13 protein-coding genes are annotated in these 11779 nt (G+C 35.2%); 10 read left to right on the top strand and 3 right to left on the bottom strand.

The genetic code is table 11. The annotated features are described in order from the left end of the window. From AC07XN_RS20435 to AC07XN_RS20420, 4 genes are all read left to right on the top strand, one after another. A partial coding sequence (locus AC07XN_RS20435; RefSeq protein ID WP_494744383.1) for a hypothetical protein occupies positions 1 to 250 on the top strand: 250 nt, incomplete at its 5' end. Positions 251 to 374: 124 nt separating this feature from the next. Next, a complete protein-coding gene (locus AC07XN_RS20430) occupies positions 375 to 671 on the top strand; it encodes an Imm32 family immunity protein (protein WP_494744382.1) in 297 nt (98 codons plus the stop codon). A 117-nt stretch (positions 672 to 788) separates the two neighbouring features. Beyond that, positions 789 to 1187, top strand: coding sequence for a VOC family protein (locus AC07XN_RS20425; RefSeq protein ID WP_494744381.1), 399 nt, complete (start codon positions 789 to 791; stop codon positions 1185 to 1187). A gap of 457 nt (positions 1188 to 1644) precedes the next feature. Next, positions 1645 to 2736, top strand: a complete 1092-nt coding sequence (locus tag AC07XN_RS20420; RefSeq protein ID WP_494744380.1) for a ligand-binding sensor domain-containing protein — start codon at positions 1645 to 1647, stop codon at positions 2734 to 2736. 322 nt (positions 2737 to 3058) lie between these two features. Here the strand turns inward: AC07XN_RS20420 and AC07XN_RS20415 are convergent, their stop codons facing one another. Further along, positions 3059 to 3250 (bottom strand): hypothetical protein, encoded by a 192-nt coding sequence (locus AC07XN_RS20415; protein ID WP_323247939.1) that lies wholly within the window; start codon positions 3248 to 3250, stop codon positions 3059 to 3061. Positions 3251 to 3570: 320 nt separating this feature from the next. Next, positions 3571 to 4161 carry a hypothetical protein gene (locus AC07XN_RS20410; protein ID WP_494744379.1) on the bottom strand — a complete coding sequence of 197 codons (591 nt, stop codon included), beginning with the start codon at positions 4159 to 4161 and terminating at the stop codon, positions 3571 to 3573. A gap of 531 nt (positions 4162 to 4692) precedes the next feature. Here AC07XN_RS20410 and clpB point away from each other — a divergent pair. From clpB to AC07XN_RS20390, 4 genes are all read left to right on the top strand, one after another. Beyond that, entirely contained in the window at positions 4693 to 7314 is a 2622-nt protein-coding gene (gene clpB, locus AC07XN_RS20405) for an ATP-dependent chaperone ClpB (protein ID WP_494744378.1), read from the top strand. A gap of 108 nt (positions 7315 to 7422) precedes the next feature. Next, a complete protein-coding gene (locus AC07XN_RS20400) occupies positions 7423 to 8007 on the top strand; it encodes a hypothetical protein (RefSeq protein ID WP_309920498.1) in 585 nt (194 codons plus the stop codon). A 25-nt stretch (positions 8008 to 8032) separates the two neighbouring features. Then, positions 8033 to 8785: a hypothetical protein gene (locus AC07XN_RS20395; protein ID WP_494744377.1), complete on the top strand. Its 753-nt coding sequence runs from the start codon at positions 8033 to 8035 to the stop codon at positions 8783 to 8785. A gap of 102 nt (positions 8786 to 8887) precedes the next feature. Beyond that, positions 8888 to 9238: a protein-tyrosine-phosphatase gene (locus AC07XN_RS20390; RefSeq protein ID WP_309920491.1), complete on the top strand. Its 351-nt coding sequence runs from the start codon at positions 8888 to 8890 to the stop codon at positions 9236 to 9238. Between the two features lie 185 nt (positions 9239 to 9423). Here the strand turns inward: AC07XN_RS20390 and AC07XN_RS20385 are convergent, their stop codons facing one another. After that, positions 9424 to 10029, bottom strand: a complete 606-nt coding sequence (locus tag AC07XN_RS20385) for an FMN-dependent NADH-azoreductase (RefSeq protein WP_494744376.1) — start codon at positions 10027 to 10029, stop codon at positions 9424 to 9426. Positions 10030 to 10219: 190 nt separating this feature from the next. Between AC07XN_RS20385 and AC07XN_RS20380 the strand changes: the two genes are divergently transcribed. Together AC07XN_RS20380 and AC07XN_RS20375 are read left to right on the top strand one after the other, a co-directional pair. Then, positions 10220 to 10555 carry a winged helix-turn-helix transcriptional regulator gene (locus AC07XN_RS20380; protein WP_494744375.1) on the top strand — a complete coding sequence of 112 codons (336 nt, stop codon included), beginning with the start codon at positions 10220 to 10222 and terminating at the stop codon, positions 10553 to 10555. A 166-nt stretch (positions 10556 to 10721) separates the two neighbouring features. Beyond that, positions 10722 to 11495 (top strand): hypothetical protein, encoded by a 774-nt coding sequence (locus tag AC07XN_RS20375; protein ID WP_494744374.1) that lies wholly within the window; start codon positions 10722 to 10724, stop codon positions 11493 to 11495. The last annotated feature ends 284 nt before the right edge of the window (positions 11496 to 11779 follow it).

The raw sequence follows: 11779 nt of genomic DNA, 5'->3' as shown, positions 1-11779 counted from the left end.
TGAAATTAGAAATCAAAAAATAGAAGTCTTTTATATAGAAGATAAATTTTTTGTATTTGACTATCTTCATTTAAAAATTGGCGATACTCCTAATCTTTTAAAAAAGCACTTCCCGAATAGTTTTAATAACCGTATCAAAAATGATTTAGGCTATATTTTAAGGTTAAGAATAGGTAATACAGATTCTTATGTTATTTTTAGAGTTAAAAATGAAAGAATAATGAGTTTCGAGATATGGGAAGATTTATAAATCTCACAGCTAGTCTAAGCAAAGCTTCTAATGTCTTTTAGAACAAGCCAAAGAGCCTAAGTTTTATAGAACCGACCGTCAATAGAGATAACAATGAAATATAAAAAGACAAAAAGAAACGAAATTGAAGGAAATTTGGACATATTCTTTGCACATAATAAAGACAAAAAAGGATGGCGAAATACTAATTCACGGAGATGCAGAAGGACTTAAATCTTTAGCTAAATTACTAATCGAAATTGCTGAGCTTAACCAAGAAAAAGTAGATAATAAATTATTGCCAGTTGGAACAAGAGAACATTATCATTTAAGAACTGGAATTGAATTGTCAAAAAGCTCTATAGAAGTAATTGTTGGAAGACTTGATGCAAAAGGAACTGGTAACTTTTATAACCGATACATTCCTAAAGATGACAAATAAATATCAAATCCAAGCCATAGGCTGCTGGAAGCCTTACAATAGTTGTCACTCGTTAAAAAAACGAGCGACTGCTAAAAAATAACCTAAGCATATACTTTGATTAAAACCCCAAAAACTATGACGACGAATGCTGGTAATACTTTTTTTGCCCCAGAGCTTTATATCAATAATGGGGTAATGGACATATCATTCTATAAAAATGCTTTTGGAGCAACAGAGAATATGTGTTTTAGAAACGAAGATGATACTATTCACGTAGCTGAACTTTGTATAGATGGTGCTATTTTTCATGTTCATGAAATAACCTCTAAGCTTTTTTTCCCTCCTGACAAACACAATGGCTGTACCTGTTGCATTGGTTTGTTTGTACCAGATGTAGATGCAGTAATGAATCAAGCAATCATTGCGGGAGCTATAGAAATAAGTCCAGCACAAGATTATGACTATGGTTACCGACAAGGAACAATAAAAGACCCTTTCGGGCATTATTGGCAAATACAGAAAAAGATAGGATAGGTCTGATTCGTTCCACTAGTTCAAACCGCAGGCTTGAACTAGTAAAAGAGTTCCTATTTTGGATTAAAGTCTATTTTATTCAACCTTCTTCCTGCTTAAAGTCCTACTTCTTGTTATCGGCTGGAAGCCTAACAATAGTCGTCACTCGTTAAAAAGCGAGCGACTGCGTTCGGGTGTTCCTAATGTCTAAAATCTTAAAGTCCTAAGTCCCCTAATCCTGAAGTCCTAAAATCCCCCAAAACCAATCATTTACACTTTTTTACACTCTTTTTACACTTTTTTTACCTGTATAGGGGGTATTAAAGATAGCTTTGTTGAGGCTGTCCGAAAAGTATTGTTGCCGTTGTTGGTATTTTTTTACTGGGTCGCATAGACCAACAACCTGTGCGACAGCAACGCGCCAATAGAGAAAATCTTGCTGGTGCAGAAAACTAGCAAAAAAAAAATACAAATGACGATGCTTAAACTTAAATATCCAATCTTCTCTTTACTGTTAGTGTACATATTTTTTACTTCTTGTAACGGACAGACAAAAAGTAAACGAACCAATGAAACGGTTGTTGAACAACAATCATTTACCAGTAGAAATACAAAGTTGATCAAAACACAAGGTACAACTGTACATCAAAACATACATTGTAGTCTTCAAGACAAAAACGGTAATCTTTGGTTTGGAACAACAGGCGAAGGTGTTTATCGATATGATGGAAAAGAATTTACGCAGTTTACCAAAAAAGATGGTTTAAGTAATAATAAAGTTTGGTCTATTTTAGAAGATAAATCTGGTAATATTTGGTTTGGTACAGACGATGGGGTTAGTAGATACGATGGAAAAACAGTGTCAAGAATTCCGTTTATGCTGACCAGTCTGATAGGTTTTGGTGTAGCAACACCACAATTAGGTGTAAATGCAGTTTGGAGTATGATGCAGGATAAAAATGGCATAATTTGGTTTGGTACTTCGCTAGATTTGTATTGCTATAACGGAAAAACATTCAGCCGTTTTTTAGATAATAATGGTATTGCAAACAATCAACATCTTAAACTCCAATGGATACAGTGCTTTTTAGAAGATAGTAATGGAACAATTTGGATGGGTTCTGGACCAATTACACAAGAAGGCGTTATCCGTTATGACGGAAAATCTATTAAGAGTACTAAACCTAATAGAGATGGATGGATTAGGTATATGCTAGAAGATAAAAACGGACATATTTGGTTTAGTGGAAGGCAAAACGGTGTATTCCGTTATGATGGTAAAACATTTACAATGTATGCAGAAAAAACAAATATAGGTTCAGCCATTTTTAAAGATAAAATCGGAAATATTTGGTTTGACGGAGGTGAAAAACTGAATACTACAGAAAGTATAGGGGGATTATGGCGTTATGATGGAAAGACTTTTGAAAATTTTACTACCAAAGACGGAATGGGTAAATATTCAGTTTGGAGTATGCTTGAAGATAGAAAAGGAAACATTTGGATTGGAACTCGAAACTGTGGACTGTATTGTTACAATGGACAAACATTTGCGACTTTTTCTGAATAGACAACCACTAATGATACCTTCGCTAGTTCATTGTTAAGCAAACCGTCACTTGGAGTAGGATAAATTCATTTCAGTTTCAAACTGAAATGAATAATAAATCCAAGCTACAGGCTTAACCTAGTAAAAATCGTTGATTTCCTCGTTGGTCTAAGTGTGCGGGGTCTTAACGTCTATAATCAAAAGTTCCACCCATAATCCTCAAGTCTTACTTCAAGTTATCGGCTTGAAACCTAACAATGTTCGTCACTCGTTAAAAAACGAGCGACTGTTGGCGTCTCAAAGTCTAACGTCTAAAGTCCACAAATCCTAAAGTCCCAAAATCTTATGATTGGTCATTTGTTGAACGTATCAAACTGATTCCTGAAGAAAAGAAAATAAAGCCAATAATTCCATAAGTAATAAGGGCCTTCGTATTGTGTCCACCTGATTTATTGACAAATAATGTAGCAGCATAAATAAGTCCGATAACACCTAATAGGGTGAGCAAAGCCCCGAAAATTCGTTTTATGTTCATGAAATTTTGTTGTTATATTGATAAAAATTATCTTGTAATATGTTTATTGGGTATTAAATAACGTGATGCAAAAAAGAATTTTATGTATCATCAAAGGTAAGATACTACTTTACCTAATGTGTTAAATAATTGTGCCAATGACTTACACTGTTTAAGCTGTTCGATTTATTCCGAAAGGAAAATCGAAAGGTATATAACAACAAAGTTTTCTGAAAGTACAAATGTTTAGATTAAAATCCTATTTATCAGGGCTTCCACTTGTCTTTCAGTACAAGTGGAAGGGCAAATGTTATGGTTGTTATGTTCTTTCTTTGTGAACCTTATTGTACGGCTAATAGCTTAAATCTGTATTTACCTGATATAGTAGCGGTGGTTGTTCCTGGTAGTTGTTGTCCTTTACAATTATATTCTCCTTCTACCCAATATATTCGTCTGTCACTTTCAATATCACCTTTAGTGATAGATTTTATAGTATGCTTATGAGTGGCTTCAGATGGAGCCAAGCTATAGAAATAATCGTTACTACCAGTAGTTTGAGGCACTTTTAAACTTAAGTGCATTGGAGTAGCTGATGATACTGGCATAAAGCTAGAATATGCCAATAAAGGATGATTACCAGTTTTAACTGTATCTAAGGCCGATGCTGCACCATAAAAAGCAAAAGTAAATGTTGAGTTTGTAGAAGCAGAAGTAGCAACAACGAGTGTGACTGTACTACCACCACTTGCAGCTAAGAACTTAATAGCACTACAGTCAACATGCACAGCGGAGTTATTGTTAATCTTATATTCAAAATATGGCTCTTCTGTTGTGGTAGGAGGAGTAATTGGGTTGGTAGGGTCATCTTTTTTAGTACAACGAATGAAACCCAGCACTAAAAGTGCTAAAAATAAAGTAGAGAGATTTTTCATAATAGAGCAAATTTGAGTTGTATAATATTACGGCAAATTTTGTAAAAAACCATGATAAAAACAGGCTTTAAATACTCAATTTACTGTTATTTTTATTTTACGGCGATTATGTTAAAAGGCTGGAAGCCTGATTATTGTCGTCACTAGTTTGAAACGAGCGACTGCGGGAGGGGACTTCTAAACCTTCTTCTTTCTTCTTAAACTTCTGAAGTCTGAAATCCTAAAGTCTTATTTCTTACTTATCGGCTTGAAGTCTCATAATAGTCGTCACTCGTTAGAAACGAGCGACTGCTGGGGAGGCTTCTTTCTTCTTAAAGTCCTCAACTCTAAATATCTTTAAGTTTTGTTTCTTTTATCTTCCAGTCTTAAAGTCCTAAAATCCTAAAGTCTCCAACAAAAAAACCGTCATTTTGGCTTAAATATTTTGATTTTTTGCGGAAAAATATGCCATTTTTTCCGCAAAACTAGCTTGGCTTAGCTTTTGATAAAATAGTAGTATCAACGATTGAAAAACAGAAAATCATTTATACGATGAATTTTAATAAATATACAACCAAGACTCAAGAGGTAATCCAACATGCCGCTTCGATTGCCTCAGCAAATGGCCAACAAGCTATTGAAACGGGACATTTGTTAAAAGCCATCATTGACGAGGAGCCCAATACTTCAGAGTTTTTGATGAAAAAGTTACAAGTGAATCAAGCAATTTTTTCATCTAAACTGGAAAATATAGTAAATGGCTATCCTAAAGTTTCTGGTGGAGGTCAGCCCTATTTAGCAAACGATGCTGCTGCGGCTTTTACCAAAGCAGAGAATTTATTGAAAGAGTTTTCAGATGAATTTGTATCCATAGAGTTATTAATATTGGGAATCCTGTTAGGGAAAGATTCTGTGGCAAGTTTGATGAAAGAGAGTGGATATAAGGAAAAAGAATTAAAAAGTGCCATAAAAGAACTAAGAGGAAACACAACCGTGAAAGACCAAAATGCAGAAGCAACCTATCGTTCATTAGAACGGTATGCTCGAAACCTAAATGAATTAGCCAAAGCTGGGAAAATTGACCCTGTGATTGGTAGAGATGAAGAAATACGCAGGGTATTACAAATATTATCACGACGCACCAAGAATAATCCTATGTTGGTAGGGGAGCCAGGGGTTGGTAAAACCGCAATTGTAGAAGGATTAGCACAAAGAATAGTAATGGGTGATGTACCCGAAAACCTGAAATCTAAGCAAATTTATACGTTAGATATGGGTTTGTTGATTGCTGGAGCGAAATACAAAGGTGAGTTTGAAGAAAGACTAAAAGCAGTTATCAAAGAAGTAACAGATGCAGAGGGAGAAATCATCATGTTTATTGATGAGATTCATACCTTGATTGGTGCAGGTGGTGGCGGAGATTCGGCGATGGATGCAGCTAACTTATTGAAACCAGCGTTGGCTCGTGGAGAATTGCATGCTATTGGTGCAACTACTTTGAAAGAGTACCAGAAATATATCGAGAAAGATAAAGCCTTGGAACGTCGTTTCCAGATGGTAGTAGTCGATGAACCAGATATTACTGATGCTGTTTCTATCCTAAGGGGGATTAAAGATAAATATGAACTACACCACGGTGTAAGGATTCAAGATGATGCTGTAATTGCAGCTGTAGAATTATCGAGCCGTTATATTTCAGATCGTTTTTTACCCGATAAAGCCATTGACTTGATGGACGAGGCTGCAGCAAAAATGCGGATGGAAATAGATTCTGTTCCTGAAGAGATTGATGCTTTGAAACGTAGAATCATGCAATTGGAGATTGAACGTGAGGCGATTAGACGTGAAAATAATAAAGAACGCGAAAATATTATCAGCCGAGAATTAGCAGAACTTACCGATAAGAAAAGTGGTTTGATGGCGAAATGGGAAGGTGAGAAGTCTGTTTTGGATGAAGTTCGTAAAGAAAAAGAAAATATCGATCGCTTGAAATTGGAAGCTGAACAAGCTGAGAGAGCTGGCGATTATGGTAAAGTAGCAGAGATACGTTATGGTAAATTAGTGGAGGCTGAAAATAGGCTGAAACAGTTGCAAAACGGAAAAACTGCTGATAAAAATGGCGAAACGCCGATGTTGCAAGAAGAAGTAACCCCTGAGAACATTGCAGAAGTAGTAGCTAAATGGACGGGCGTACCTGTATCAAAAATGATGCGTGCTGAACAAGAAAAATTACTACATCTGGAAGTTGAATTAGGTAAAAGAGTAGCTGGACAAGAAGAGGCTATTGAGGCTATTTCCGATGCTGTTCGTCGTTCTCGTGCAGGAATGCAAGACCCTAAACGTCCGATTGGTTCGTTTATTTTCTTGGGAACTACTGGCGTAGGTAAAACTGAATTGGCAAAGGCCTTAGCAGATTACCTATTTAACGATGAGAATGCGATGGTGAGAATTGATATGTCGGAATACCAAGAACGCCATGCGGTAAGCCGTTTGGTGGGAGCACCTCCGGGATATGTTGGGTATGATGAAGGGGGACAATTGACTGAAGCTGTTCGTAGAAAACCATATTCTGTCATTCTTTTAGACGAAATTGAAAAAGCTCATCCAGATGTTTGGAACATTTTGTTGCAGGTGCTTGATGATGGTCGTTTAACGGATAACAAAGGTAGAATTGCTAATTTCAAGAATACTATTATCATCATGACGTCTAACATTGGTAGCCATATCATCCAAGAAAAAATGGGAGAAATGGAAGGTTGGAACAATCATATCGTAATGGAGAAAGCCAAAGAAGAGGTAATGGTTTTATTGAAACAAGTAGTAAGACCAGAATTCTTGAACCGTGTAGATGAAATTGTTATGTTTGAGCCATTGTCTAAAGATAACCTTAGCCAAATCGTTAGAATTCAGTTCAGACATATTCAAGAACGTTTACGAGAACAAGGCATCACTTTGGAAAGTACAGATGAAGCCCTTGTGAAACTTGCAGAAGAAGGTTATGAACCAACGATGGGTGCTAGACCACTGAAACGAGTAATGCAAAGAAGAATCTTGAACGAATTGTCTAAACAAATCTTAGGTAATTATATTAATAAAGATTCGGTAGTGATGATGGAAGTAGATGAAGATGGCTCTATTAAGTTTGAGAATGTAGGGAAATTGGAGGTAGAATAAGCCTTAATGCACCGAATAATAAATATAAGATAAATTATTGTAAGCCAGCCTTTTAAAGGGCTGGCTTTTTTATTAGGTTTGAATAACCAATTTAACTTATAAATAACCATGAACTTCATTTGTAATGCTTTGGCACTGTTGATAGTCTTCAGTGCAATTTCCCTTTCGGTCAAAACAAAAATCCTAAAAGACATCTGTGTGATTGATTCTGATACTGGTCCTGTAGAAACCTATAGTTTTGCCCGTACACAAGGATTATGGTGGACTACCATAATAGGTGCCTGTTTTGTGATTGGCTTTGGTATCAGAGGCGAAGTAATACCACTCAATTCAACCTGTTTGGTTTTACTGGGTATAGGCGTTGGTACTACTGCTGTAGCGAATATTATCGATAGCAGTACTACTCCTCCAACAGTAGTTGTAGATAATCCTAAGGCTGAAAGTGAAATGCCTCCTAAACTTAGAAAACCAATTAATTTTTTCACTCAAATACTTTCAGACTCAACAGGGGTTACTGTATATCGCTATCAAGCCCTAATTTTCAACCTTATCTTTAGTGTTGTTTTTTTAGTAGTTTTTTTCAAGAAAATGGCACATGGAGACAGAGATTTCCCAGAATTTAGTCCTGAAACCCTAGGTTTGATGGGTATTAGTGCCACTACTTATTTAGGCATGAAAGCTACTGAAAAATAAAAAAATTACCTTAAACTTTACTACGATGAAAAGAATCTTAACTTTAGTTTTAGTCCTCTTCTTTAGTGAAGATAGTATTGTTGGTCAAACTACTTGTGAAAAAGTTGATTTAAAACTTTCTTATCCTAAAAACCCAACTGCGAAAGTTTGGAAGATTAATAATGCGGTTATTGGCTATGTATCAGAGATGACAATTGATGTTGATGGGTCGCCTCGGGCTTATCATCCTCAAAATATTGGCTTGGACAATCTTTCTAGTGCTGGAGGAGTTGGTAATTTAAGTCCGAGTGTCATTGTATTTGAGGGTAACAAGCCATATATACAAAAATCTTCTGACCCATTCCCTGGATATTACCTTTCCCAAACTTCTTTGGTAGATGCTACTAAAAAAGCAACAGACTATAGAAGATATGTAAATTCCGAAGAAATCCCTTATATCGCTATTCCTCCTAATTTGATAGCGAAAGGTGTCAAAAAAGGTGATTTGGCTTATGTATTTAATCAAAAAACAAACAAAGGAAGTTTTGCAATTGTTGCAGATACGGGTAATAACAAACACATAGGAGAAGGCTCTGTAAAACTATCTGAGAATTTAGGTATTAAATTGATTTATAAGAAGAATTTGAAGCAAATTATTGCTTCAGATTCTGACAAAGGAATTGTTTATTTAATCTTCCCCAATTCTGGCAACAATAAACCATTGACCTTGGCAGAGATTGAGGCTAAATCTCAACAATTTGATAAAGCTGAGATTAAGAAAATGATTGCGTGTTTGTAATAATGGTAAGGACGAATTACATTCGTCCTTGTGTACAAACCAATAGGGCGAATGCAATTCGTCCCTACTTACTGTTTTTAGTATAAGTAATGAAAATATTGAATGATAACAACTGAAAGACCAAACATATTGGTAGTTTGTGGAAAAAACAAAAAGCGTAGCAGAACAGCAGAGCATATTTTTAAAAATGATCATCGCTTTAATATTCGGTCAGTAGGATTGAGCCCCAAGAGTGTAAGGAAAATTTCTGAAAACGATTTGAACTGGGCAGACTTTGTTTTTGTGATGGAGACTGACCAAAAAGCAAAAATCAAGGAGGTTTATAGTTTTCTGGAATTACCTACTATTGAAAATCTCGATATTCCAGACGATTATGAGTTTATGGATGATGAACTTGTAGAGATACTGACTGATAAAATCAATGATACCTTAATGGATGTTTATGAATTATGAGACTTCCATAGTCATTTATTTTTAATAACGTAGTGGTAATCCCTTGTGGTTGCATTTGTAGGTACAAAACGGTAACCCTTGCGGTTACCGCTACTTTTTAATGGCTTATGTTATATGATTGATTTTACGGCTGGAAGCCTTTTAATAGTCGTCACTCACTTGGAAGTGAGCGACTGCTGGACATATTAATCAATTTTTATACTCTCAATAGCTTTTGCCATGGCGTATTCCTTCACATTTGGCACTTTTAATCCTTCAGCTCGGAAAACGGTTAAATCTGTCATACCTAAAAAGCCAAGAAAAGCCTTTAAATAGGGGGCAACGAAATCGTTGGCTTTGCCTGCACCTTCTGAATAAATACCACCAGAAGACATGGCAACATAAACTTTTTTTCCTGTTATCATCCCAATAGGTCGGCCGTCCTCACCATATCCGAAAGTTATTCCAGGTCTAGTCACATGGTCAATCCAAGCCTTTAGCAATGTGTGAATAGTAAAATTGATAAGTGGTGCACCTATTACAATGATGTCTGCCCCGAATAACTGTTTAACCAATCTATCAGATAAGCTAATTGCTTCTTGTTCTTCTTCATTCAGTTGATCTTTAGGAATAAAGAATGTACGCAGGGTAGTAGGAGTAAGATGCGGCATTTCGATATCGACCAAGTTTAATTCTTCAAGTTCATTGTCAGGATACTTTTCCTGAATTTTTTCAACTATGGCATTGCCTAGCTTAATGCTATAAGAGTCTTTGCCTAGTAGGCTAGATTTTAAATGAAGGATACGTTTCATAAATGTTTTATTGATTAATTTAAAATTCCGAGATTGTCAGTCCTTTTAAAAGGTTTTTTCTATCGAATTGTCAAGGACAAAGGTATTGCCTTGAAGTATACAAAAGTTAGTAGTTACCCAAAGGAAAGCGGTTACTTTTAGGAAAGTTTGTATCTTTGTGGGGATGAAAACAATTGAAAATGAAATACTTATGAGCAAGACAGAATGTGCTGGGTCGCTCAAAAACGTCATTGATGCGATGTATGTTCTTAATGGAAAGTGGAAACTTCCAGTAATACTTTGCTTAGTCCAATCGCCAAAACGTTTTAGCGAGATTCAGCATGAAATCACGGGCATATCGCCCAAGGTATTATCCAATGAATTGAAAGATTTAGAATTAAATTACCTTATCATACGTAAAGTATATCCTACTACTCCAGTGACTATTATTTATGAAGCAACTGAATATAGCAATACTTTAAAAAGTTTATTAAATGAATTGAGTATTTGGGGAGAACAGCACAGAAAAAAGATTAAAGAACAGTAGGGACGAATTGCATTCGTCCTATTGTTTGGGAATAAGGTCGTATTCAATACCAACCCTACGTTTTATTTTACTATTCACAACTATTATTTAATATACCTATTGAATAAAAATAATGAGTATTTTTAGAGGTCAATTAACAATCAATCAAAAACAATGTCTCAATAAAATGAAAACAATATTATCTCTTTTTTTTATTGTTAGCTCATTTTCAATTTTTTCCCAAACAAATTGTCATAACGATATTTTAAGTGGAGAGAAGATGTATGAAGAAAACAAAAAAAATGTATTTCTTGCATCTGACTTTTCAGATTTGTGGAATAAGACAGATAATTATAACGTATTGGGTGTGCTAGGAGATGATTTTCAACGTATTAAGGTAAGGGTTATTACTGTTGTTAAAAATACCAATAATCCAGAAGAGTATTTTGTTTATGGTAAATCAAACGTAAAAGGGAATGTCTGCGATTTTATTGGTAAAATAATCGTGGAGAAAATTCATGAGACCAAGCGAGAGCAATTTGGTGTGGATAATCAAGCCAAGGATACAGGCGTTAAAACACAAGGGCTATTAATCGCTAAATATGAATTTTTTGAAAATAGAAATCAATCCCATACAGGTGTTTTTACAGGACAATTACGCACGAAATGGTATATTAATAAAGATAACCAAGTGAAGTATGATGATATCAACTTGCTTTCAGATGGATATTTTAATAATGCTTTTGAAGGTACTTGGACAATGTATAATACTAAAAAATCTAAAATTTGTAAATGGGCAGATTATCGCGTACCTAATATTGCCTGTGACTTTGATTTAGGGGCAGGAGAGTTTAGTCCCAACGAAAAATATTTTGATAAAGGTTGGTTGAGTTATGCAAAGGCTTTTCTATCAAACGATGAGCAATATAAAAATGAGGAGTTTGCCGAATGGTGGAGGTAGGTATTTAGATATGAGGTATGAGATATGAATTATGAGGTATTAAATATGATTAAGATGTATTGTGTACTTGTCCATGCTTGGCGTAGTTTAACAATCATAAAGGATGTATTATTTTAAGTATTTTTCAAAAATTTTCTGGTATTTTGATGTTGACAATTCATTGAAATACAAACGATTAGCAGATTTTAGATAACTTGTACGAACGCTTGTGCTTGCCTAAAATAGGTTGCCCTGAGTTTTGTGAAAGTTAAAGTACTTAAAATTGTAATATAGTTTGATTTGGG

The organism is Arcicella sp. GW458-12-2-14-TSB2 (assembly GCF_059423785.1).
The sequence above is the reverse complement of the archived record's forward strand: the minus strand, read 5'-3'. Positions and strand labels throughout refer to the sequence as shown.